This is a genomic window from Aureimonas ureilytica (assembly GCF_001475935.1).
In the GTDB taxonomy this organism is placed as follows: domain Bacteria; phylum Pseudomonadota; class Alphaproteobacteria; order Rhizobiales; family Rhizobiaceae; genus Aureimonas; species Aureimonas ureilytica_A.
In genome coordinates, this window is record NZ_LDQA01000015.1 from 39581 (window position 1) to 60645 (window position 21065).

The window sequence follows — 21065 nt, forward strand, 5'->3', positions numbered from 1 at the left end:
GAAGACGAGGGCTGCCGCGCGGGGCTCAGCGCTCGACATAGGCGACCACGCGGCGGTCGGCCTTGGAGACGATCACCGGACGATCGTTGGTGTAGAAATAGACATAGTCCGGGTTGGACGGCACGGGCGTCAGCGTCACGGTTTCGGGCACCACATAGCCCGTCTTCACGTCGCCCTGCACGACGACCGGGTTGACCGGATTGGCGACGACATATTGCTGCACGTCGTCCGGGGCCGAGGCCGCGCCGCCGATCACCGTGCCCGCGACGCCGCCAACGACGGCCCCGACCGGGCCACCCACCAGCGCGCCCGCGACGGCTCCAGCGCCTGTGCCGGCCAGCGTGCCCGCTGCGCGCTCGCCATCGCTCTTGGGTTCGGTCGTGGTGACCACCGTGGTCTGAGCCAGAGCGGGGCCGGCGAGCAGTGCCAGGGCGGCGGAAGCGAGAATGATCTTACGCATGATATGGTATCCTTAAAGGTCCCTCGGCGGCCACAATGGCGGGACAGCCTGTTCCGTTCCCGCCGCCCCGCAGCAAAAGATGCTGCCGGGCGCAAAAGATGCGGATGGGAGGAAAATCAGCGATCCTCGGCCACCGCGATACGCACCTTGTCGGGATAGAAGGCGAGGTGGCCGGCGATGGCGCGGGCCGCTTCCTTGGGCTGCTCGTAGCTCCAGACGGCGTTCTGTGCGGCATAGCCCTCGGCCGAGATCGACCAGTAGCGCGCCTCGCCCTTGTGCGGGCAGGTCGTGGTCCGGTCGCTGTCCTGGAAGAAGGCCATCTCCACATCCTCGCGCGGAATGTAATAGACGGGTTCGCGCGTGCCTTCGATCAGCTTTAGCGCCCGCTTGGTGCTGCCGATCACCGCGTCGTGGAACAGGATCTGCACGGCGCGCGGCTCGGGTTCGATGCGGATGGCCGGGGTCTGGGGCATGGCGGGTCTCCCTTGAAAGAGGTCGAGCGGTTGTTTCCTGAACGAAAATAAGCGGGCGTCATGGCGTCGGGTTCCCTGCGGGTGACGCCCGATCGATGCTCCCCCGATTGACAAGCGGCGGCCGGACCTGTTCGGTGCGCCCGCTCGCCGGAGGAGACGGATGCCGCCACGATCCATGCCGAACACCTCTCGCGATCATCTCGCCCGCCGGCTCAATGCTGTGGCGGAGGGAGACCGCGAAGCGCTGCGCGACGTCTATGATCTGACCTCCGCGAAGCTTTTCGGCGTGTGCCTGCGTATCTTGAACGACAGGGTCGAGGCGGAAGACGTTCTGCAGGACGTCTATGTCACGGTCTGGCACAAGGCAGGGCGCTTCGACGCGGAGCGGGCCAGCCCGATCACCTGGCTGGCGACGATCGCGCGCAACCGCGCCATCGACCGGCTGCGGGCGCTCGGGCCGGCGCGTGCCGTGGCGAGGGATCTGGACGCGGCCGAGGCCGTGGCCGACGAGACGCCCGACGCGCTGGCTCAGCTGGAAGCGTCGGACGAGGCGGCGCGGCTGAAGAGCTGCCTCGAAGAGCTGGAAGGGCGCGCCCGATCAGCCATTCTGGGCGCCTTTTTCGGAGGGCGCACCTATGACGATTTGGCTTGCGAAGCGGGCGTTCCGCTCGGCACGATGAAGAGCACGATCAGGCGCGGCCTGATCCGATTGAAGGGATGTTTGGGCGAATGAAGGACGGCGAGGCCGATCGCGGCGGCGAGGACGGTGGAGAGAACTGGCTGGCGGCGGAATACGCGCTCGGCGTTCTGCCCGCGCCCGATCGCCTGCGCGCCGAGCGTCTCGCCCGGCAGAACCTGAGCTTCGCCGCCGAGGTGGAGGGCTGGGAACGCCGGCTCGCGCCGCTGGGCGAGGCGATCCGTCCGCAAACCCCGCCCGCCGCGCTTTGGGCCGCGATCGAGCGCGAGTTGCCAGCGCCTCGCCCCGTGCCCCGGCCCGTTCCGCAGCCGGCCCCCGGCGCACGCGTGGAGCGCCTGGTCGCGCCCGTCTGGCGCTGGTTCGCGCTCGGCTCCACCGGGCTTCTGGCGGCGAGCCTTGCGGCCATCACGCTGCTCGTCACCGCGCCCGCGCCCATGCCCGCCATGATGGCCTCCGTCGCGTCCGCTGACGGCGCGTCGCTGGTCACGGCCGTCTTCGATCCGGCCAGTGGCCACGCCATGCTCATGCCCGCCGACATGACCATGCCCGAGGGGCGCGTGCCCGAACTCTGGCTGATTCCAGACGGGAAGCCGCCGATCTCGCTCGGCCTTCTCCAGCCCGGCCGGTCCCTGCGCATCGAGTTGCCCCGCAGCGATATGTCGGAAGGCATGATGAAGCGCGGCGGAGTCACGCTCGCCATCTCGGCCGAGCCCGAGGGCGGCTCGCCGACGGGCCAGCCGACCGGCCCGGTCATGGGCACGGGCGCGCTGCGCTCGGTCTGAGAGACTGTTTGGAGTTCCGCCGGGTCGGCCCGGCGGTGCTTTTCGCTCAAGCCTTCGTTGTCGATGTCAGCCGATGCCGGCCATGGACGGGCACCGGCAACGATGCCCGGCGGCAACAAGACCGGGTGGACCGACCCGAAGGGGTCTGTCCCGGTTTTTAAGTCGGCGCACGCCCTTTCGACCCAACGATAAGCCGGCGGAACGCAGCCGGTTTGTTGGCAGGTGCCCGATGTCGGAAGACCGGCCCATCGCTCCGAAAAAAACGTCACGAAAAAAATGTCCGCGCCCCTGCATCCGCCGCACCGTCTCGCCTCGTAGCTCTGCCCGACCCCGCCGGAACAAGGCGGGACGCTTCAGGGGAGACTATCCATGATCCGCAAGTCCTTCGCCGTCCTGCTCGTCGCCGCTTCGCTGGGCGTGTCGGGCGCAGCCCTCGCACAGTCGCCCGTCATGGTCGGCGGCGCGCCGATGTATGCCAATAAGACGATCGCCCAGAACGCGCCCGAAGCGCCGAACCTCACGACACTGGTCGCCGCCGTGAAGGCCGCCGGCCTTGTCGATACGCTCGCGTCCAAGGGTCCGTTCACCGTCTTCGCGCCCACCAACGACGCCTTCGGCAAGCTGCCCAAGGGCACGGTGGAAACGCTGGTGAAGCCGGAGAACAAGGCGACCCTCACCAAGATCCTGACCTATCACGTCGTGGCCGGCGACTATTCGGCCGAGCGCCTGATGCGCGAAGCGCGCCGCAATGGCGGCGAGGTTCGTTTGAAGACCGTGGAAGGCGAGCCGCTGACCGTGAAGCTCTCCGGCAAGAAGCTCACCGTGATCGACCGCACCGGCAAGAGCGCCGCCATCCAGACGCCCGATGTGAAGCAGTCCAACGGCGTGGTGCATGTGATCGGCTCGGTGCTGATGCCCAAGATGAAGGCGGCCAAGGGCGCCTGATCGTTCGATCTTTGACCGCATGACAAGGCCCGGACGCCAGCGTCCGGGCCTTTTTCGTCGGCGGGGCGACGGCGCGCTCTTTTCCCGCTAGAGAGGGCCGAGATCGTCTAGCAAAACCTCCAGCCGACCCCGCGAGATATTGTTAGACGCTCTGAGGGCACCGGCGGCGCGCATGAACAAGATCTTCTCCTTTCTCATCATCCTCGTGATGGCCTTCCACATCTGGCGTCCGCTCGGCTGGCCGGGCCTGCGTCGGCGCGGCGATTTCTGGAAGATCGCGATTGCCGCCATGATCCTGTTCGGCCTCGACGTGGTGCTGCGCCCGCATTGAAGACCTCGCCTGCCACGATCACGAAAAAGCTTCGATGCGGTGGGAAGGCGCGACGAGGCGAACCGCTCAAATACCCGAATCGCTCGGGTGGCTGACGGATTTGCTCACCGGGGCTCGCTCGTGTAGAGCACCGGGCTTCGTCGCTTGTCGGCGCTGGAGGGGCCGCGTATTCGCGGAGTTCGTTTGGGACGGGGCTTCGCCTCGCCCCGAGAGACCGCGAATGACCGTATCCCCCGGCGCGGACCATCGCCATGTCTTGTCGGCTTCCCGCCGGCGAGCCGTCCCACCAGACTGCAAGGGCTTCTCATGGATCGGATTCGCATTCGCGGCGGCAACGCCCTCAACGGCACGATCGCGATTTCGGGCGCCAAGAACGCCGCCTTGCCGCTGATGATCGCCTCGCTCCTGACGGACGACACGCTGACGCTGGAAAACGTGCCGCATCTGGCCGATGTCGAGCAGCTGATCCGCATTCTCGGCAATCATGGCGTGGATTATTCGGTTTCCGGCAAGCGCCTCGCGACCACGATGGGCTCGGGCCGCACCATCCATTTCAACGCCCGCACCATCGTCGATACGACCGCTCCTTACGAACTGGTCTCGAAGATGCGCGCGAGCTTCTGGGTCATCGGCCCGCTTCTGGCGCGCATGCGCCGCGCCCGCGTCTCGCTGCCGGGCGGCTGCGCCATCGGCACGCGTCCGGTCGATCTCTTCATCGACGGCTTGCGCGCGCTCGGCGCGCAGATCGATATCGACGCCGGCTATGTCGTGGCCGAAGCGCCGAAGGGTCTCGTCGGCACGCATTTCTCCTTCCCTAAGGTTTCGGTCGGCGCGACGCATGTTCTCATGATGGCCGCCTCGCTCGCCAAGGGCGAGACGGTGCTGGACAACGCCGCGCGCGAGCCCGAAGTGCAGGATCTCGCCGCCTGCCTGAACGCCATGGGCGCGCGCATCTCCGGCGCGGGCACCTCCACGATCACGATCGAGGGCGTCGAGGCTCTGTCGGGTGCGCGCCACCGCGTCCTGCCCGATCGCATCGAGACCGGCACCTATGCCATGGCCGTCGCCATGACGGGGGGCGACGTGACGCTGGAAGGCACGCAGGGCGACCTCCTGCGCAACGCGCTGGTGGCGCTCGGCGATGCGGGCGCCGAGGTCAGCGACGTGCCGAACGGCATCCGCATCCGGCGCAACGGCAACGGCATCCGGCCCGTCGATGTCGTGACCGACCCGTTCCCCGGTTTCCCGACCGATCTCCAGGCGCAGTTCATGGCGCTGATGACGCGCGCCGACGGGGTGTCTCATATCACCGAGACGATCTTCGAAAACCGTTTCATGCATGTGCAGGAGCTGGCGCGGCTCGGCGCGAAGATTTCGCTGTCGGGCCAGATGGCGCGCATCGAGGGCGTGCCGCGCCTGGCCGGCGCGCCCGTCATGGCGACGGACTTGCGCGCTTCCGTCTCGCTCGTCATCGGCGGGCTGGCGGCCGAGGGCGAGACGACGGTGAACCGCGTCTATCATCTCGACCGTGGCTTCGAGCGGCTGGAAGAGAAGCTCGGCGCCTGCGGCGCGGAGATCGAGCGCATCTCTTCCTGACGCGATCCAGCGGCGCTGGACGCGCCAGCGTCGGAAACGCTTGCTTTTTCGCGCCCGAAGACCGATCTAGGGCGCGAATCCATTGATCAGACCTGCCGAAGGCGGGCCGTATCCCTTATCCGAGGGGCGGGGTCCGATCCCGCTGCCCCTATACCCGAAGGTTAACAGACGCATGGCGAAAGAAGAAGTTCTCGAGTTTCCGGGAGTCGTCACCGAACTCCTGCCGAACGCGACGTTCCGCATCAAGCTCGAGAACGACCATGAGATCATCGCGCACACGGCGGGCCGCATGCGCAAGAACCGCATCCGCGTTCTCACCGGCGACAAGGTGCTCGTGGAAATGACGCCCTACGACCTTACCAAGGGTCGAATCACCTACCGCTTCAAGTAAGCCCGCATGAAGCCGCCGAGCGCCCTGGTTCTGGCGTCGGCCTCGCCGCGCCGTCTCGAACTCCTCCAGCAGGCCGGGATCGAGCCCGAGCGCCTTCTGCCCGCCGATGTGGACGAGACGCCCGAGCGCTCCGAACACCCCCGCCATCTCGCCAAGCGCCTTGCGCGCCTCAAGGCGCTGAAGGCCTACGAGGCCCTGAAGGGGCGCGGGGAAACGGCCGGTCGCTTCACGCTGGGCGCCGATACGGTGGTCGGCGTCGGCCGGCAGATTCTGCCCAAGGCCGAGATCGAGGACGAGGCGATCGAATGTCTGCGTCTCCTGTCGGGCCGCACGCACCGCGTCTTCACGGGCGTGTGCACCATCTCGCCGAACGGGCGTGTGCGCGAGAAGCTGTCGGAAACGCGCGTGCGCTTCAAGCGCCTTTCGCGCGACGACATCTCGCGCTATATCGATTCGGGCGAGTGGCAGGGCAAGGCCGGCGGCTACGCCATCCAGGGTCTGGCCGGGGCCTTCGTCGTGCGCCTTGTCGGCTCCTATACGGGCGTCGTCGGCCTGCCGCTTTACGAGACGATGGCGCTTCTGCAAGGCGAAGGCTTCGTCATGCCCGCGGTTTCGGCGGGCCTTCCCGCCTGAACGAAAGGGTCATGCCATGAGCGCCAGCGTCACGCCGCTCCGCCCCCGTCGCAAATGTCCCGAATGCAGCCGGCCTTCCTCGCAGGCCGACTTTCCTTTCTGCTCCCCCCGCTGCAAGTCGGTGGACCTCCATCGCTGGCTGTCGGGCGCCTATGTCATTCCCGGCTCGGCCGACGAACCGGACGCTTCGCCGGGCGGCAGCGGCAGCGGCGAGGAGCGCTGACGGGGCGCGGACTTGAGCCGACCCGGCGCGGTGCCGGTGATGCGCTTGAAGGCGCGGCTGAAGGACGCTTCCGAATCATAGCCCAGCCGATGCGCGGCCTCCGAAATGCGCATTCCGTCGCGGCCGATCCATTGCCGCGCCTGATGGATGCGGATCTCAGTGACGTAGCGCGCCGGGGTCGTGCCCACCAGCGCGGTGAACTTCGCGGCGAAGCCCGAGCGCGAGACGCCCATCCGGTCGGCCAGGTCCGCCACCGTCCAGTCGCGCTCCGGCTCGGCATGGATCGCGGCCAGAACCTGGCCGAGCTGCGGATCGCGCAGGGCCGTCAGCCAACCCTTCGACAGATGGCAGCCGACCTCCACCCAGGATCGGATGATCTGCGCGGCCATCACATCGGCCAGCCGGGCCAGAATGCCGCTCGCCCCGACGCGGCTCATGGCGCACTCGCTCACCATGGCCTGGAGGAGATGCGGGATCGCCGGCTCGCTCACCATGAGTTCGCGCGCGCGCATGAGGTCGGGCATGAGCTTCAGGAGCGGATGCAGCCCGTCGAGATTGAAGCGCATGGAGCCGCAGAAGAGCAGCGTCTCCTCGTCGCTGTCCACATCCGTGGCGGTATAGTCGAAGACGCTTTCGCAGATGGCGAGGCATTCGCGGCGCGGAAAGGCGCGCGGCGTCACGCCCGGCGCGCTGGCCAGCGTATGGGCCGCGCCGCGCGGCACGAGAATGGCGTCGCCCGCCGTCAACTCGCTCCAGGTCCCGTCCGGCTCCTGCAGCCAGCAGCCCCGGCCCGCCACGAAGTGAAAATAGGCATGGGCCTGCGCCGGGTAATGAAAGCTCCACTCGCCCGACAGGCGGCAGCGGCCATAGTCCACCCCGTCGAGGCGAAGGCCCCGCAGCATATCCGTCAGTGCATCCATCGCCGATCCCTCGCCCGTTCGAGTTTTTCTGGCTCCAACACGCTTCGCTTGACCGCTCATCCTTGGGACCTTGGACGATCGGACAAGAAGTTGAGAGTTTCTAGCATGGAAGCGCCAAGGCCACGAGCCTATGGTGCGGCCATCTCGCACTGCACCAACCTGGAGGACATTCATGTCCGACACGATCTGCTCGCCTGATCTGGCCCTTGCGGAGGTTCGTCCGCCTGCGGAGCGCACGGCCTGGGCCCCCGTCGTCTCCTTGTCCTTCGGCGTCTTCGGCCTCGTGACGTCGGAATTCCTGCCGGTCAGCCTCCTGACACCCATGGCCGCCGATCTTGGCGTGTCGCACGGGGCCGTCGGGCAGGCGATCACGGCGACCGCCGTCGTTGCCGCCTTTGCCGGCCCGCTTCTGGTGCTCAGCTCCGGCCGGCTCGACCGGCGCAGCATCGTCTTCGCGCTGATGGCGCTTCTGATTGCCTCCAGCGTCATGGCGGCCTTTGCGACTGGCATCACCATGCTGCTTCTGGCGCGCGGCCTGCTCGGCTTTGCGCTTGGCGGCTTCTGGGCGATGATGACGGCGCTCGCCCTGCGGCTCGTGCCCTCCGCGCAGGTGCCGCGCGCCATTTCCATCATCATCATGGGCGTGTCGCTCGCCACCGTCTTCGCCGCCCCGCTCGGCTCGGCGCTGGGTGAACTCTGGGGCTGGCGCGCGACCTTCCTCGCGGCGTCCGGCATCGGCGCGGCCGCGCTCCTGTTTCAGCTGGTGACGCTCCCCTCGCTCCCGTCCAGCGCCGCGCCGAGCCTGTCGGACTTTCGCACGGCGCTGTCGCACCGGGCGGTCGCGGTGGGCCTCGTGACGGTGGTGATCGTCGTGTCCGGCCATTTCGCCGGCTTCACCTTCATCCGCCCGTTTCTGGAAGAGGTGCCCCGCCTTGGCGTCTCGACCATTTCGCTGACGCTTCTGGCCTTCGGCATCGGCGGCTTTCTCGGCAATGTCGCGGGCGGTGCCATTGCCGAGCGCAGCCCGGCCTGGGCCGTTGCCAGCGCCTCGCTTCTGATCGGTGTAACGGCGCTGGTTCTCGTCCTGCAAGGGGCTGTGCCCACGGTCGCCATGGCCGCGACGGCGGTCTGGGGTTTTGCCTTCGGGGGCTTTCCCGTCTCGGCCTCGATCTGGAACGCGCGTGCCGCGCCGGCTCTGGCCGAAAGCTCCGGCGCGCTCCTGTCTTCGGCCTTTCAGGTGGCGATCGCCAGCGGCGCGATCGTCGGCGGGCTGCTGGTGGACAGGTTCGGCCCGGTGGGCGTCACGCTCTACTCGGCGCTTGCCGTGACGGTCGGGGCCTTCGTCATGCTGACGATCGGCCGGGGCATCGAGCGCACACGGCTGGCGGCCTGACAGGACAGGGTGGGCGGCATGGGCCGCCCGCCTCCTTACTTCTCGACGGCGCTGACCAAAGGCTCGCCGTCGCGCTCGATCGAAACCCAGCGGCCGGGATGTTCCACCTGCTGGCGCTTGATGAAGCGGTAGGACACCTCGGTCCAAGGCCGCACGCGCCAGTCCAGATTGTCGAGCACGAAGTCGCCCGAGACCGTGCGCAGCGTCAGGATGGCGTGACCGGTGCCATCGGGCTTGCGCACCACCGTCATCAGAAGATCGCCCATGGGAATGCCGGCCTCGTGCAGGCGGCGGCGCTTTTCCAGCGCGTAGTCCTCGCAGTCGCCCTTACCCTTGGTCGGATAGGTCCAGTATTCCTCGGTGCCGTAGAGGTTCTGATCGGAGTCGGGGGCGATCTCGGTGTTCACGTCCGTGTTCACCTGCGCCACCAGAAGCTTCAGCTGAAGGTCGAGGGTCACAGGCGTGGCGGCCGGTCCCGCGATCGGATCGCACTCACCGGGCTGACGCAGGCAGAAGTCGCGATGGCCGAAGGGCTGAAGCGTCGGATCGCCGAGCGGCATGAAGGCGTCCGCCGCCAGAGCGCTCAAGGGCATGAGCGCCGAAAAAAGGCAAAGCGAAGCCGTTGCGCCCAATACGCGCCGAAAAATCATCGCGATCTCCGTCTTTGGACAGGCCCGTTTCCCTGGTCCGACCGCATCGTGTGTGCGGCGCGATAGCCTGTCAACCGGACGGGACGGGCAGCCGAGCTGCGATGGCCCCCTTATATCGAGAAGATAGGCGAAAAGGCGGCGCAAAATGGCGCAGCCGATAGGGAGGGCAAGGGTCTATCTCGGCGAAAACTCGCTGATTTACGCCGGGTTCGACGTCGTGACGTCGAAATGTTGCGTAACTGTCACAATTCTCGTGAAACAGCCGCGGTGGCCTCGTCGCTCAAGACTGCGCGAGTTCCAGAAAGCTCGCAACCGCCTTTTCCATGCGCGACAGATCCTCTTCGCGCGACAGGCGATGATCGCCACCCGGCACCAGCGTCAGCGCCACGCCTTCGCCCGGCAGAAAATTCAAAAGCTCCAGCGCATGGGTGTGCGGCACGTCGGGGTCCGCCATGCCCTGGATGATGTGGACCGGGCAGCCGGTGCGGATCGGGCCGGTCATGACGCTGGCGTTCCGCCCGTCTTCGATCAGCGTGCGCGTGTAGACGGTGGGGCGCGGGTCATAGGGCGAGGCTTCCGATACGAAACCGTTCTGCGCCATCTCGGCGCGTTGCGCCTCCGTCAAACGCGGCTCCAGGAGACGCGAGGTGAAGTCCGGCGCGGGGGCCAGAAGTACGAGGCCGGCGACGCGGCCGGGCTGGTCGGCCCAGGACATGGCAAGGCGCAGGGCGATCCAGGCGCCCATCGAGGAGCCGACGAGAACCAGCGGACCTTGGGGCGCGAGCGCCTCGATCGCGGCCCGTGCGTCTTCGGTCCAGGAGGAAATGGTGCCGTCCTCGAACCGACCCTCCGATTCGCCATGGCCGGAATAGTCGAAGCGCAGGAAGGCGTGGCCTGAGCGTGCGGCTTGCTCCGACAGGCGCTCGGCCTTGGTGCCGCGCATGTCGGAGCGAAAGCCCCCGAGCCAGACGACGGTCGGCGCGCGGCCCGCCACATGGAGCGCGGCGAGCCTGTGACCCTGAGGCGCGGGGACGGAAAGGGGGCTGTCGGCCGAGGATGTCACGGGTCTCTCCATCGTTCGGAGGGGGATCAGGAGTGGCATTAGAAGCCCGCGTCCTTGAGGTCCAGCACCCTGCGTACCGGAGCCAAAGCGCCGCTTGTCAAGACGGCTTTAAGGAAGACTTATGGAAAAAACTCGACAGGTCCGGTGAAATCGTGTCGCCACCGTGTTATATGAGAGGCCAAGACCTCGACTTGAGGGCAGCCTTCGCTTTCGCGGCGAGGTCGCCGCTTGGGCGAGGCATTGTTTCAAGACTTCGCACCACGTCGTCAACAGCGGGAGTGAACGACCATTCGCAGACCATTTCGTGCGCCGCCGACCCAGAAGGAAGGTCCGCGCTCCAACCGGGACATCCGCGTTCCCCAGATCCAGCTGATCGATGCGGACGGGCAGAACCGGGGTGTCATCAATACGGCCGAAGCCATGGCGCTGGCCGAAGAGGCCGGCCTCGATCTCGTGGAGATCGTGCCGAATGCCGTTCCGCCCGTTTGCAAGATCGTCGACCTCGGCAAGCTGAAATACGAAGGCCAGAAGAAGGCGGCGGAAGCGCGTCGTCGTCAGAAGGTCATCGAGGTCAAAGAGATCAAGATGCGCCCGAACATCGATGATCACGACTACGAGACCAAGATGAAGGCGGTTCGCCGCTTCTTCGAGGAAGGCGACAAGGTCAAGGTGACGCTGCGCTTCCGTGGTCGCGAAATGGCGCACCAGGAACTGGGCATGCAGCTTCTGAGCCGCGTCAAGGAAGACACGGCCGAAATCTCCAAGGTGGAAGCCGAGCCCAAGCTCGAAGGCCGCCAGATGATGATGGTTCTCGCCCCGCGCGGGTGAGCCTCTCCGTCATCCATGAACAAAAGGCGGCTTCGGCCGCCTTTTTTGTTGTCGGCTTCAGGTGCGTTGTTTCACGTGAAATCGAAGAGCGTTCGGTTTCCCCGCCGCTGCGGCCGGGTCAGCCCGCGCGCCAGCGCCAGACCGTCGTGCGCTTGACCTCCGCATCTTCCAGAATGCGCGTCACCGGCACCTCATAGACCGCCTGCTCGATCACGCGGGCATGGGGCAGATAGAAGCGACCGGGATCGCCGACATAGATGGCGACGCCGCTGGCCGCCAGCCGGTCGAACCAGGGCTCCAGCGTCAGCGAGAAGTTCGGGTCGTAGAACACGTCGCCGGCCAGAAGAATGTCCGTGTCCAGCGCTTCGCCGATCGCGTCCCGCCGCTCCAGCGTGAGGGCGACGCCATTGTGCTCGGCATTGAGCCGCGCCGCCTCCACCGCGAACGGATCGATGTCGAGCCCCAGCGCCGCAGCCGCGCCCGCCTTCATCGCGGCGATCGCGACGAGACCGGAGCCGGTGGCGAAATCCACCACGCGCCGGCCGGCAAAACGCTGGGGGTGGTCCAGCACGAAGCGGGCGAGCCCCTGACCGCCGGCCCAGGCAAAGGCCCAGAAGGGCGGCGGCAGGCCCTCGGCCTCCAGTTCTTCCTCGGTGCGAATCCAGAGATCATGCACCTCGCTCGCCAGATGCAACTCGAGCTCGGGCACATGGGGCGGGCGCAGACACGACGTGTTGGCGAGAATGAAGGCGCGCCGATCGGCTATCTGGCTCGTCATTGTTTGGCCGGCTGACGAAGGGCGGAACCATTCGAGCTCCCAGAGCCTTTTTCTCTCAACAAAAGACAGCAGGGAGTTCGTGCGATGCTCAAGGGTGGATTGTTGTGGTTGATCGGCATCCCGCTCCCCATCATCCTGATCATCTGGTTGCTCGGCTATCTCTGAGCCGAACGCAAGCACCAACAGGCAAGCACCAACATGCAAAAGCCCGCCGCGAGACCATCGCGGCGGGCTTTTGCATGATTACGACGAGGTGGCCCGCTCCAGAAAGCGGGCCTTTCTGTCTCAGGCGTTCTTGAGGCGTTTGCTCTTGCCCTGAAGCTCGTCGATCAGCTTCGAGGCGTCGGCCTTCGACAGGTCGGGGTTGAACGCCTGATCCGTCTCCTCGCAGAGCGTCTGCAGATAGGAGGCCTGCGCGCCCGTCATCGGCTCGTCGCCGGTGGTCCATTCGTCCGGGTTCTTCTCGGCGTTGGACGGCGCGTCGACCTTGGGCTGAGATGACGTCATGGGAACTCTCCTGATAGGGTCTGTTCCCAGAATGTTCTACCCTGCCCCAGGTTCCGCCCGCCTCCTGCGACGCTTTGAGCCGGCTCGGCCGATCAGCCGAGCGCCTTGGCCGGATCGAGCCCGCCCATTTCGCAGATGACGTGGAACTCCGCTTCCGTCACCGGCTGCACCGACAGGCGCGAATTGGTGGCGAGCACCATGTCCTTCAGGCGCGGCTCGGCCTTCACGACATCCAGCGACACGGGGCTCGGCATGTCGCAGACGGCGCGGATGTCCACGCATTCCCAGCGCGGGTCATCGGCGGTGGAATCGGGATGGGCGAGGGCCGAGACCTCCACCACGCCGACCACGGCCTTGCCCTCGTTGGAATGGTAGAAGAAGCCGCGCTCGCCGATCTGCATGGAGCGCATGAAGTTGCGCGCCTGATAGTTGCGAACGCCCGTCCATTCCGTGCCGGCCGCGCCGCAGGCCTTCTGCTCGTCGAAGGACCATTTGAACGGCTCCGACTTGAACAGCCAGAACGCCATGGGTCAGGCCTGCTCGGGATTGTTTACGGTCCAGTTCCAGCGACGGACGGTGACGGAGGAGAAGAGCCCGGCTTTGGCATAGGGGTCCTGATCGGCCAGCGCGCGGGCGGCCTCCAGGCTGTCGGCCTCGACCACGAGAAGGCTGCCGTTCGGCTTCTCGTCGGACCCGAGGAAGGGGCCGGCGAATTTCAGGACGGGGCCGAGCGCCTTCAGGTGCTCCAGATGCGCGGGGCGGGTTTCGGCGCGCAGCGAGCCGGCGTCGGTGCGGTCTTCGCAGAGAAGGGCAAACAGCATGGGGCGTCTCCGAATGGGCCGGCCGGAGCCGGCTGCGATGCTGCCCGCGTCTGGCCGATGGCGACGGGCTTTGTCAATCGAGGGCGTTTCTTCAGCGCTTCAATCGAACTCGCGCTTGAGTGGGCGGGCGAGCAGCGCGCGCATGGCGTCGGCCGCCGGCAGGCCCTCGTCCAGCATCGCGGCCACCGTCTCGATGATCGGTGCTTCGATGCCGCGCTCGCGCGCCAGCTGAGCTGCGATGGCGGCGGAATAGACGCCTTCGGCGAGCTTCAAGGTCCGCGTGTCCTCGCCCCGGCCGAGCGCCAGTCCATAGGCGAAGTTGCGGGACTGCGCGCCCGAACAGGTGAGTACGAGATCGCCGAGGCCGGACAGGCCGAGCAGCGTGTCGGGCCGCGCACCCAGCGCCTCGCCCAACCGGCGCAGTTCCACGAAGCCGCGCGTGACGAGGGCGGCGAGCGCCGAAGCCCCTAGGCCCAGCCCCGCACTGGCCCCGGCCGCGATGGCGAGAACGTTCTTCAAAGAGCCACCGGCCTCGACGCCCAGAATGTCATCCCCCGCATAGATGCGAAAGGCGGGCGAGGACAGGCGTTGGGCGAGGCTGGCCGCGAGCGCGCCCTCGCTGGCCGCCAATGTGACGGCGGTCGGAAGGCCCGCCGCGACATCCGAGGCGAAGCTCGGGCCGGAGAGAACCGCGACGGGGTGGCCCGGCAGTTCCTCCTCCACCACGGCGGAGGCGAAGAGCCCGGTGTCGCGCTCGATCCCCTTGGAGCAGAGGACGAGGGCCGCGCCGGGCCTCAGATGCGGTTTCAGGTCGCGGCAGGCGAGGCGCAGCGCCTGCGCCGGCAGGACGAGGAGCACGATATCGGCCCCCTCCAGCGCTAAGCCCAAGTCGTTCACCGCCTCCAGCGAGGCGGGCAGCGCGATGCCGGGGAGATAGCGGGGGTTCTCACGGGTCGTTCGGATCGCCGCGACGCTCTCGGCGTCCCGCGCATAGAGGCGCACGGGCTCTCCGTCCCGCGCGCGCATGGCGCCGAGCGCCGTGCCCCAGGCACCGCCGCCGATCACACTGACGCTCATGCCTTGGCTCCGCGCTTGCCGAAGCCGACCAGCGGCGCGGCGGTTTCGTCCAGCGGCCAGCGCGGGCGCACGGGGGCCGAAAGCGGATCGGTGAGCCCCGCTTCCAGCCGCTCCAGCCCGGCATAGGCGATCATCGCGCCATTGTCGGTGCAGAGCGCCAAGGGCGGCGAGACGAGGCGCACGCCCTGGCGCTCGGTCGCCTCGCGCAGCGCCGCGCGGATTTCGCCATTGGCCGCGACCCCGCCAGCCGCCGCCAGAACCGGGTGTTCGAGGCCGGGATAGGCTTCCCGAAACCGAGCCAGCGCCAGCGTCACGCGGTCCCGCACGCTCTCGGCCGCCGCGCGCTGAAAGCCGGCGCAGAGATCGGCCACGTCCTGTTCGCTGAGCGGCGCGTGGGCCAGCGCGATCTGGCGCACCGCCGTCTTGAGGCCGGAGAAGGAGAAGTCGAGCCGCTTCTCGCCCCGCAGCGGCCGGGGCAGGTCGAAGCGCTTGGCGTCGCCCTCACGCGCCATGCGCTCGACGCTCGGGCCGCCGGGATGGGGCAGTTCCAGAAGCTTGGCGGTCTTGTCGAAAGCCTCGCCCAGCGCATCGTCGATCGTCGTGCCCCAGCGCTCGTACTGGCCGAGGCCGGAGACGAGAAGGATCTGCGTGTGCCCGCCCGACACGAGCAGCAGGAGATAGGGATAGGCGAGCGCATCCGTCAGCCTCGGGGTCAGCGCGTGGCCCTCCAGATGGTTGACGGCCAGAAACGGCAGCTGGCGCGAGGCGGCGATGGCCTTGCCAACCAGCGCGCCGACGATGAGCCCGCCGACGAGGCCCGGCCCGCTGGTCGCGGCCACGGCGTCGATCTCGTCCAGCGTGACGCCGGCTTCCGCCAGCCCCGCCTCGACGATGGGGCCGATGCTTTCGGCATGGGCGCGCGCGGCGATTTCCGGCACGACGCCGCCAAAGGCCGCGTGCTCCTCGATCTGGCTGAGCACGACATTGGACAGGACCACGGGCCGCCCGTCCGCGCCGCGCCCGACGACGCTCGCCGCCGTTTCGTCGCAACTCGTCTCGATGCCGAGAACGAGCGGACGGACGGATCGGGCGGTGATGTTGGCGCTAGGCAAGGGACGAGCCGCTCTTTTGCTGAGGTCTTGCCTCGCGAGATAACGTCTCGCACGCGGTTTCGCCAGCGCGGACGCGCGCCCGAGGCCGATGGCCGATCCCACACGCGTCCGCCCTTCGCCGAAAAACCGCGCGGCCCCCCAGCCCGGCGAACTTGCAAACAGGCCGGGAGGCGATCAGAACACGCGCAAGACCCTGTTTCGAAGGGTTCCAGATCAGCGATCCCTTCAAGCTCCCTTGGCCCGGAGCCTGAGGCAAGGAAGGCAGACCCATGACCCAGCCCATCCGCATCGGCACGCGCGGCAGCCGCCTCGCGCTGGCGCAGGCCGAAGAGGTGCGGGCTCGCCTGATGGCCGCGCATGGCCTGCGCGAGGAGGATTTCGCGATCACCGTCCTGTCCACTTCGGGCGACAGGATTCAGGACCGGGCGCTATCGGAGGCGGGCGGCAAGGGGCTCTTCACCAAGGAAATCGAGGAAGCGCTTCTGGATGGGCGGGTTGATCTCGCCGTCCACTCCTCCAAGGACATGGCGACCCGTGTGCCCGACGGGCTGGCGCTCGCCGCCTATCTCCCGCGCGAGGATGTGCGCGACGTCTTCATCGGCCGCTCGGTCTCGCGCATCGCCGACCTGCCGCACGGCGCGCGCGTCGGCTCGGCTTCGCTACGCCGGCAGGCCCTTCTGCGGCGCATCCGGCCCGATCTCGAACTCGTGATCTTTCGTGGCAATGTGCAGACGCGCCTCGCCAAGCTCGCCGCGGGCGAGGTGGAAGGCACGCTTCTGGCGCTGGCCGGGCTGAAGCGCCTGGGTGACGCCGAGGTGGCGAGCGAGATTCTGGACAGCGCGAGCTTTCCGCCCGCGCCGGGGCAGGGGGCCATCTGCATCCAGATCCGGGACGGGGACGGGCGCATCGCCCCGCTCGTCGCGGCCGTCGATCATGCCGACACGCACGGCGTCCTGGCGGCCGAGCGCGCCTTTCTGGCGGTTCTCGACGGCTCCTGCCGCACGCCCATCGCCGCCCATGGCACGCTGAAGGGCGACCAGTTCCGCTTTCACGGCATGATCCTGACGCCGGACGGCGCGCGGATGCACGAGACGCATGTCGAAGGCAGCCGGGCCGACGCACTGCGCATGGCCGAGGATGCCGCGCTGCGGCTAGTGGCGGAAGCGGGCGCGGAGTTCTTCGAGGGCTGGCGGCGCTGAGCGCGCGGCCACCCCTTCGTCTTCTCGTCCTGCGCGAGCGCGAGGATGGCGAGCGCTCGGCCGCGCTTCTGCGTGAGGCCGGCTTCGAACCCGTTCTCCTGCCGCTGAGCATGATTGCGCCGCTCGACCCCGCGCCGCCCGAAATCCCGCTTGCCGGCTTGGTTGTCACCAGCCGCCATGCCGTGCCCTGGCTCGCGCGTCATTATCCTGGACGCGACCTGCCGGTTCTGGCTGTGGGGGAGATGACGGCCGAGGCCCTGCGCGCGGCCGGCTTTGCCGATGTGCGGGCGGGGCCGGGCCGGGCGGCGGATCTCGTGAGCCTCGCCGACATGCTGCCGACGCGGGCGGGCGAGACCTTTCTCTATGCTGCCGGGCGGGTGCGCCTGCCCGATCTGGAAGCGGGTTTTGCGGAAGCCGGCCTGCCGCTTCGGGTGGTGGAAGTCTATGACACGGTGCCTGCGATGCCGAGCGAGGCGGAGCTGGAACAGGCTCGCGCGGGAGGCCCGGCGCAGGGCGCGATCCTCCTCTCGCGCGGGCAGGCGCGGGCGTTCGAGCGCTTCGCGGAGCACGCGGGTCATGTCCTAGGGGAAGATGTCGCACTCTTCTGCCTTTCGGACGCGATCGCACTGGAACTTTCGCCCCAGTTTGGAAAGAATGCGGTGGTGGCCGAAGCTCCGCGCTTCGTCTCGCTGGTGGACGCGATCAAAAACTGGAGCGAAGGGCGCGATTGAGCATCTTTTCGTTGCAGCTTGCGGAGCGCACGCTAGATCGAGACGTTGACTCGTCCGATACATCGGCCGAAGGGAATTCGGCTCGCGCCGGCCGGTTCGCCAGCCAGCCGCCCATGGGATGCGACATGAAGGAGTTCTCGGATGGCCAATCGTCCGCGCCGGTCGAAGCCAGGCGCACGACCGGAAACCACGATCGACCTCGGAGCCGAGCGCGTCGCCAAGCCCGAGGGCGCCGAAAGTGATATTGAGACGGGCCCGGCCGCAGCGGCCCAACAGGACGAGACGCTTTCGATGAACGACACGACGAGGCCCCGCGACGAGGCCATGACGCCGGAAGAGCGCCACGAGGATGCGCTCCTCTCCGCCACGGCGGAGGACGCGGCGGCGCGCGAGCGCAAGAACGAGATCGCCAGCGGCAGCGCCTCGGCCGACGCGCTGGAGAACCCGGCTCTTGTCGCCTCCGCGCCCGCCACGACCACGCCCGCCGAGTCCGGCGCTGCGAGCGAGGCCGGACTTCTTTCGCCCGGCGCGGCCGACCCGCTTTCGCCCGAGGGCGACAAGTCGGTCGATCCCCTGCGCGAGGATGGCGTCGCGGCCAAGCGGCGCGATCTGGGCGAATTCGAGGACGACGAGACGGTTCTGCCCGGCGCGCATTCCGAGCCGGCCGGCCCCGACCCGCTGACCTCCAGCCCCTATCACGCGGCGGCCGGCGCTTCGCATGGCGGCCCCGGCTTCGGCCCGCTTCTGGGCGCGGGTCTGCTGGGCGCGGTGATCGCGCTCGGCGGCGGTGCGGCGCTTCTTTATTCCGGCGCGGTTCGCCCGCCGGCGGCGCAACAGGCGGCCGTCCCGACCCAGCAATTCGCCACGGCCGGCGAAGTGCAGAAACTGACCGGCGATATCGGCAATCTGCGCGGCACGGTCGAGCAGCTTCAGTCGGCCCAGGCGGCCGGCGGCGCGGGCTCGGGCAATGTCTCGCGCACCGAGTTCACCCAGCTCTCGGACCGAGTGACGGCCAACGAGCGCTATGCGCAGACCAACGGCGATTCCGCCGCCGCCGCCAAGGAGGCCAATGACGCGGCCACGAGCGCGCGCGACACGGCCACCAAGGCGGAAGCCGCCGCGACCGACGCGCAAGGCATCGCCACCCGCGCCGAAACCGCCGCCACGGCGGCCCAGACCGCCGCGCAGAACGCGCAGCAGGCGGCCCAGAACGCCCAGACCGCCGCCAATGAGACGCGCGAAACGGTCAACCAGATCGGCACCCGCGTCCAATCGATCGAGGAAGCCAACCGCCGCGCCGCCATCGCTCTTTCGGCGGCCGGGCTGAAAGGCGCGATCGACAGCGGTCGCCCCTTCATGCAGGAGCTGGAAAGCTTCGCCAAGGCGAGCGGCAACACGGGCGAGTCCGTCGCCTCGCTGCGCAATTTCGCGGCCTCCGGCGTTCCTACCACCGCCGCGCTGGACACCCAGTGGCGCGACGCGGAAGCGCAGATCCTGACCGCGCTGCGCCCGGTCGACAACACGGCCAACGTGAAGACGCAGGTGCTCGACAGCCTGCGCTCGCTCGTCACCGTTCGCCCCGCCGGCTCCAACGTGACGGCCGAGGCTCCGGGGCCGGAAGCGGCCGTCGCGCGCATGGACGAGGCGCTCCAGCGCGGCGACTTCGCCGGCTGGCTGACCGAGTGGGACAAGCTGCCCGAGGCCGCCAAGTCCGTCTCGCAAGGCTTCGCCGACAAGGTTCGCGCCCGCGCCAGCGCGGACGACCTCATTCGCCAGACCATCAACAGCGCCGTCGGCGCTTCCGCGTCGCAGGGCTGACATGCTGCGTATTCTCGCTTTTTTCCTCGTCGTGCTCGCGGGCGGCCTTGGCTTTGCCTGGCTGGCCGATCATCCGGGCTCCGTCTCCATCCTCTGGCAAGGCCAGGAGGTGGGCACGAGCTTCACCGTCTTCGTGATCCTTCAGATCGCGCTCGTGGTCGCGGCCGTGCTTCTGTTCTGGCTGGTGCGCGGCTTCTTTAAGGCGCCCGACCGCGTGTCGCGCTTCTTCTCGACGCGCCGCCGCGACAAGGGCTATCGCGCGCTTTCGGCCGGCATGATTGCCGCCGGCGCGGGCGATGCCGTCATGGCGCGCCGCCTCGTCAAGCAGGCGCAGAAGCAGCTTTCCAACCGGCGCGAGCCGATGGTGCGCTTCCTCGACGCGCAGACCGCGCTGATCGAGGGCGACCACGCCAAGGCGCGCTCCATTTTCGAGACGCTGGAAGGCGATCCCGAGACCCGGCTGGTCGGCCTTCGCGGTCTGTATCTCGAAGCCGAGCGCCTGGGCGACCGGGAAGCGGCGCGCTCCTATGCCGAGCGCGCGGTGCGCATCGCCCCGCATGTGCCCTGGGCCGGCGGCGCGGTTCTCGACCTCAAGGCCGCGCAGGGCGATTATGACGGCGCTCTGAACATTCTGGAGGCGCAGCGCGACTCGCGCCTGGTGGACAAGGCGGAAAGCCGCCGCCTGCGCGCCGTGCTCCTGACCGGTAAGGCGCAGGAACTCGCCGACAGCGATCCGGCCGGCGCCAGGAACGCCGCGCGCGAAGCGCAGAAGCTCGCTCCCGATCTGGTGCCCGCCGGCGTCATCGCCGCGCGGTCCATGATCCGGCTCAACGAGTATCGCGCGGCTCAGAAGGCGCTGGAAGCGGGCTGGAAGGCCAATCCGCATCCCGAGCTCGCCGCGCTCTACATCCATCTCTGGCCGGGCGACGGCGTGGCCGAGCGCTTCAAGCGCGCGCGCCATCTCGCCAGCCTCCAGCCCGGCCATATCGAATCGCGCATGGCACTCGCCCGCGCCGCGCTTGACGCGCGCGAGTTCGGCACGGCCCGCGTCGAAGCCATGGCGGCGACCGAGCAGGCGCCGCGCGAATCGGCCTATCTGCTTCTGGCCGATATCGAGGACGCCGAAACCGGCAATGACGCGCTGGTGCGCCAGTGGATGAGCCGCGCGCTTCACGCGCCCAAGGACCCGTCCTGGACGGTGGACGGCGCGCCGGCCGAGGGCTGGCGTCCGGTCTCGCCGACCACGGGCCGTCTCGACGCCTATGAATGGACGGTGCCGCAGGACAGCGATCCGGCTCTGGTCGCCCGCGTCGGGCGCATGATGCGCGGAATGCAGCATGTTCCCAACACCGACCCCAACCGCCGCGTCTTCATCGACGCGCGCTTGCCGGCGGACGAAGCGGAAGCCGCCGCTTTGAACGAAGCGGCCGCGGCTCACCACGAGACCGAAGGCAAGAGCGAGTCCTCGCTGGAGCGCACGCCGGCCTGACGCCGGTCATGGGAAGCGACGCTAACGCGCCACGCTGAACAACAAAAAGGCTCGGAGCCCAGCGCTCCGGGCCTTTTTGTTTCTAAAGGACTGGCGCCGCAGCGAAACAGATTGAACTCTGGGCCGCTCTCGACCGTTTTCGAAGCGC

Annotated in this window: 25 protein-coding genes; 14 read left to right on the top strand and 11 right to left on the bottom strand. The window is 68.2% G+C overall.

Annotated elements, in window-relative coordinates; all coding sequences use genetic code 11:
- Positions 1 to 25: 25 nt before the first annotated feature.
- Complete coding sequence (locus tag NS365_RS06115; RefSeq protein WP_058599395.1) at positions 26 to 460, bottom strand: DUF1236 domain-containing protein; 435 nt, start codon at positions 458 to 460, stop codon at positions 26 to 28.
- Between the two features lie 116 nt (positions 461 to 576).
- The gene (locus NS365_RS06120) at positions 577 to 933 is read right to left on the bottom strand and encodes a DUF427 domain-containing protein (protein WP_058599396.1); all 357 of its coding nucleotides are present in this window, start codon (positions 931 to 933) and stop codon (positions 577 to 579) included.
- A 175-nt stretch (positions 934 to 1108) separates the two neighbouring features.
- Here NS365_RS06120 and NS365_RS06125 point away from each other — a divergent pair, with 175 nt between their 5' ends.
- From NS365_RS06125 to yacG, 8 genes are all read left to right on the top strand, one after another.
- Entirely contained in the window at positions 1109 to 1666 is a 558-nt protein-coding gene (locus NS365_RS06125; protein ID WP_244498380.1) for a sigma-70 family RNA polymerase sigma factor, read from the top strand.
- Entirely contained in the window at positions 1663 to 2412 is a 750-nt protein-coding gene (locus NS365_RS06130) for an anti-sigma factor (protein ID WP_058599398.1), read from the top strand. The genes NS365_RS06125 and NS365_RS06130 overlap by 4 nt, the downstream gene beginning before the upstream one ends.
- A 369-nt stretch (positions 2413 to 2781) precedes the next feature.
- The gene (locus NS365_RS06135) at positions 2782 to 3357 is read left to right on the top strand and encodes a fasciclin domain-containing protein (protein WP_058599399.1); all 576 of its coding nucleotides are present in this window, start codon (positions 2782 to 2784) and stop codon (positions 3355 to 3357) included.
- A 172-nt stretch (positions 3358 to 3529) separates the two neighbouring features.
- A complete protein-coding gene (locus tag NS365_RS24440) occupies positions 3530 to 3688 on the top strand; it encodes a hypothetical protein (RefSeq protein WP_192843374.1) in 159 nt (52 codons plus the stop codon).
- A 306-nt stretch (positions 3689 to 3994) separates the two neighbouring features.
- Positions 3995 to 5284, top strand: coding sequence for a UDP-N-acetylglucosamine 1-carboxyvinyltransferase (gene murA, locus NS365_RS06140; RefSeq protein WP_058599400.1), 1290 nt, complete (start codon positions 3995 to 3997; stop codon positions 5282 to 5284).
- A gap of 172 nt (positions 5285 to 5456) precedes the next feature.
- Complete coding sequence (gene infA, locus NS365_RS06145; protein WP_019994787.1) at positions 5457 to 5675, top strand: translation initiation factor IF-1; 219 nt, start codon at positions 5457 to 5459, stop codon at positions 5673 to 5675.
- Positions 5676 to 5681: 6 nt separating this feature from the next.
- Positions 5682 to 6308 (top strand): Maf-like protein, encoded by a 627-nt coding sequence (locus NS365_RS06150; protein ID WP_058599401.1) that lies wholly within the window; start codon positions 5682 to 5684, stop codon positions 6306 to 6308.
- A 16-nt stretch (positions 6309 to 6324) separates the two neighbouring features.
- A complete protein-coding gene (gene yacG, locus NS365_RS23490; RefSeq protein ID WP_062219996.1) occupies positions 6325 to 6531 on the top strand; it encodes a DNA gyrase inhibitor YacG in 207 nt (68 codons plus the stop codon).
- Here yacG and NS365_RS06155 read toward each other — a convergent pair.
- Positions 6459 to 7451 carry an AraC family transcriptional regulator gene (locus NS365_RS06155; RefSeq protein WP_058599402.1) on the bottom strand — a complete coding sequence of 331 codons (993 nt, stop codon included), beginning with the start codon at positions 7449 to 7451 and terminating at the stop codon, positions 6459 to 6461. The genes yacG and NS365_RS06155 overlap by 73 nt on opposite strands.
- 172 nt (positions 7452 to 7623) lie before the next feature.
- Here NS365_RS06155 and NS365_RS06160 point away from each other — a divergent pair, with 172 nt between their 5' ends.
- A complete protein-coding gene (locus NS365_RS06160; protein WP_082684462.1) occupies positions 7624 to 8844 on the top strand; it encodes an MFS transporter in 1221 nt (406 codons plus the stop codon).
- A 35-nt stretch (positions 8845 to 8879) separates the two neighbouring features.
- Here NS365_RS06160 and NS365_RS06165 read toward each other — a convergent pair whose 3' ends face one another.
- Positions 8880 to 9437, bottom strand: a complete 558-nt coding sequence (locus NS365_RS06165) for a transglutaminase-like cysteine peptidase (protein ID WP_244493374.1) — start codon at positions 9435 to 9437, stop codon at positions 8880 to 8882.
- 337 nt (positions 9438 to 9774) lie between these two features.
- Positions 9775 to 10557 carry an alpha/beta hydrolase gene (locus tag NS365_RS06170; protein WP_244498381.1) on the bottom strand — a complete coding sequence of 261 codons (783 nt, stop codon included), beginning with the start codon at positions 10555 to 10557 and terminating at the stop codon, positions 9775 to 9777.
- A 288-nt stretch (positions 10558 to 10845) separates the two neighbouring features.
- Here NS365_RS06170 and infC point away from each other — a divergent pair, with 288 nt between their 5' ends.
- Entirely contained in the window at positions 10846 to 11385 is a 540-nt protein-coding gene (gene infC, locus NS365_RS06175; protein WP_082684463.1) for a translation initiation factor IF-3, read from the top strand.
- Between the two features lie 118 nt (positions 11386 to 11503).
- Here the strand turns inward: infC and NS365_RS06180 are convergent, their stop codons facing one another.
- The 6 genes from NS365_RS06180 to tsaD all read right to left on the bottom strand — a co-directional run bounded on the left by NS365_RS06180 (position 11504) and on the right by tsaD (position 15680).
- Entirely contained in the window at positions 11504 to 12163 is a 660-nt protein-coding gene (locus NS365_RS06180; protein WP_058599406.1) for a class I SAM-dependent methyltransferase, read from the bottom strand.
- A gap of 285 nt (positions 12164 to 12448) precedes the next feature.
- Positions 12449 to 12670, bottom strand: coding sequence for a DUF3072 domain-containing protein (locus NS365_RS06185; RefSeq protein ID WP_058599407.1), 222 nt, complete (start codon positions 12668 to 12670; stop codon positions 12449 to 12451).
- Positions 12671 to 12762: 92 nt separating this feature from the next.
- Positions 12763 to 13197, bottom strand: coding sequence for an EVE domain-containing protein (locus NS365_RS06190; protein ID WP_058599408.1), 435 nt, complete (start codon positions 13195 to 13197; stop codon positions 12763 to 12765).
- A gap of 3 nt (positions 13198 to 13200) precedes the next feature.
- Positions 13201 to 13491 (bottom strand): YciI-like protein, encoded by a 291-nt coding sequence (locus tag NS365_RS06195; protein ID WP_058599409.1) that lies wholly within the window; start codon positions 13489 to 13491, stop codon positions 13201 to 13203.
- A 99-nt stretch (positions 13492 to 13590) separates the two neighbouring features.
- Positions 13591 to 14568 carry an NAD(P)H-dependent glycerol-3-phosphate dehydrogenase gene (locus NS365_RS06200; protein WP_058599410.1) on the bottom strand — a complete coding sequence of 326 codons (978 nt, stop codon included), beginning with the start codon at positions 14566 to 14568 and terminating at the stop codon, positions 13591 to 13593.
- Positions 14565 to 15680, bottom strand: coding sequence for a tRNA (adenosine(37)-N6)-threonylcarbamoyltransferase complex transferase subunit TsaD (gene tsaD / locus NS365_RS06205; protein ID WP_244498382.1), 1116 nt, complete (start codon positions 15678 to 15680; stop codon positions 14565 to 14567). Before tsaD ends, NS365_RS06200 begins: the two co-directional genes overlap by 4 nt.
- A 269-nt stretch (positions 15681 to 15949) precedes the next feature.
- On the opposite strand from tsaD, the gene hemC reads away from it, so the two are divergent.
- The 4 genes from hemC to NS365_RS06225 all read left to right on the top strand — a co-directional run bounded on the left by hemC (position 15950) and on the right by NS365_RS06225 (position 20917).
- A complete protein-coding gene (gene hemC / locus NS365_RS06210; protein WP_058599411.1) occupies positions 15950 to 16879 on the top strand; it encodes a hydroxymethylbilane synthase in 930 nt (309 codons plus the stop codon).
- A gap of 68 nt (positions 16880 to 16947) precedes the next feature.
- On the top strand, positions 16948 to 17610 hold the full coding sequence (locus tag NS365_RS06215; RefSeq protein ID WP_275477549.1) for a uroporphyrinogen-III synthase: 663 nt from the start codon (positions 16948 to 16950) through the stop codon (positions 17608 to 17610).
- A gap of 141 nt (positions 17611 to 17751) precedes the next feature.
- Complete coding sequence (locus NS365_RS24445) at positions 17752 to 19428, top strand: hypothetical protein (protein WP_058599413.1); 1677 nt, start codon at positions 17752 to 17754, stop codon at positions 19426 to 19428.
- Between the two features lies 1 nt (position 19429).
- Positions 19430 to 20917 carry a heme biosynthesis protein HemY gene (locus tag NS365_RS06225; RefSeq protein ID WP_244498383.1) on the top strand — a complete coding sequence of 496 codons (1488 nt, stop codon included), beginning with the start codon at positions 19430 to 19432 and terminating at the stop codon, positions 20915 to 20917.
- The last annotated feature ends 148 nt before the right edge of the window (positions 20918 to 21065 follow it).

Excerpts from the sequence above, each read along its gene's own strand:
- NS365_RS06115 (WP_058599395.1), bottom strand. The coding sequence starts at position 460 with ATGCGTAAGATCATTCTCGCTTCCGCCGCCCTGGCACTGCTCGCCGGC.
- NS365_RS06120 (WP_058599396.1), bottom strand. The coding sequence starts at position 933 with ATGCCCCAGACCCCGGCCATCCGCATCGAACCCGAGCCGCGCGCCGTG.
- NS365_RS06125 (WP_244498380.1), top strand. The coding sequence starts at position 1,109 with ATGCCGAACACCTCTCGCGATCATCTCGCCCGCCGGCTCAATGCTGTG.
- NS365_RS06130 (WP_058599398.1), top strand. The coding sequence starts at position 1,663 with ATGAAGGACGGCGAGGCCGATCGCGGCGGCGAGGACGGTGGAGAGAAC.
- NS365_RS06135 (WP_058599399.1), top strand. The coding sequence starts at position 2,782 with ATGATCCGCAAGTCCTTCGCCGTCCTGCTCGTCGCCGCTTCGCTGGGC.
- NS365_RS24440 (WP_192843374.1), top strand. The coding sequence starts at position 3,530 with ATGAACAAGATCTTCTCCTTTCTCATCATCCTCGTGATGGCCTTCCAC.
- murA (WP_058599400.1), top strand. The coding sequence starts at position 3,995 with ATGGATCGGATTCGCATTCGCGGCGGCAACGCCCTCAACGGCACGATC.
- infA (WP_019994787.1), top strand. The coding sequence starts at position 5,457 with ATGGCGAAAGAAGAAGTTCTCGAGTTTCCGGGAGTCGTCACCGAACTC.
- NS365_RS06150 (WP_058599401.1), top strand. The coding sequence starts at position 5,682 with ATGAAGCCGCCGAGCGCCCTGGTTCTGGCGTCGGCCTCGCCGCGCCGT.
- yacG (WP_062219996.1), top strand. The coding sequence starts at position 6,325 with ATGAGCGCCAGCGTCACGCCGCTCCGCCCCCGTCGCAAATGTCCCGAA.
- NS365_RS06155 (WP_058599402.1), bottom strand. The coding sequence starts at position 7,451 with ATGGATGCACTGACGGATATGCTGCGGGGCCTTCGCCTCGACGGGGTG.
- NS365_RS06160 (WP_082684462.1), top strand. The coding sequence starts at position 7,624 with ATGTCCGACACGATCTGCTCGCCTGATCTGGCCCTTGCGGAGGTTCGT.
- NS365_RS06165 (WP_244493374.1), bottom strand. The coding sequence starts at position 9,437 with ATGCCCTTGAGCGCTCTGGCGGCGGACGCCTTCATGCCGCTCGGCGAT.
- NS365_RS06180 (WP_058599406.1), bottom strand. The coding sequence starts at position 12,163 with ATGACGAGCCAGATAGCCGATCGGCGCGCCTTCATTCTCGCCAACACG.
- NS365_RS06185 (WP_058599407.1), bottom strand. The coding sequence starts at position 12,670 with ATGACGTCATCTCAGCCCAAGGTCGACGCGCCGTCCAACGCCGAGAAG.
- NS365_RS06190 (WP_058599408.1), bottom strand. The coding sequence starts at position 13,197 with ATGGCGTTCTGGCTGTTCAAGTCGGAGCCGTTCAAATGGTCCTTCGAC.
- NS365_RS06195 (WP_058599409.1), bottom strand. The coding sequence starts at position 13,491 with ATGCTGTTTGCCCTTCTCTGCGAAGACCGCACCGACGCCGGCTCGCTG.
- NS365_RS06200 (WP_058599410.1), bottom strand. The coding sequence starts at position 14,568 with ATGAGCGTCAGTGTGATCGGCGGCGGTGCCTGGGGCACGGCGCTCGGC.
- hemC (WP_058599411.1), top strand. The coding sequence starts at position 15,950 with ATGACCCAGCCCATCCGCATCGGCACGCGCGGCAGCCGCCTCGCGCTG.
- NS365_RS24445 (WP_058599413.1), top strand. The coding sequence starts at position 17,752 with ATGGCCAATCGTCCGCGCCGGTCGAAGCCAGGCGCACGACCGGAAACC.
- NS365_RS06225 (WP_244498383.1), top strand. The coding sequence starts at position 19,430 with ATGCTGCGTATTCTCGCTTTTTTCCTCGTCGTGCTCGCGGGCGGCCTT.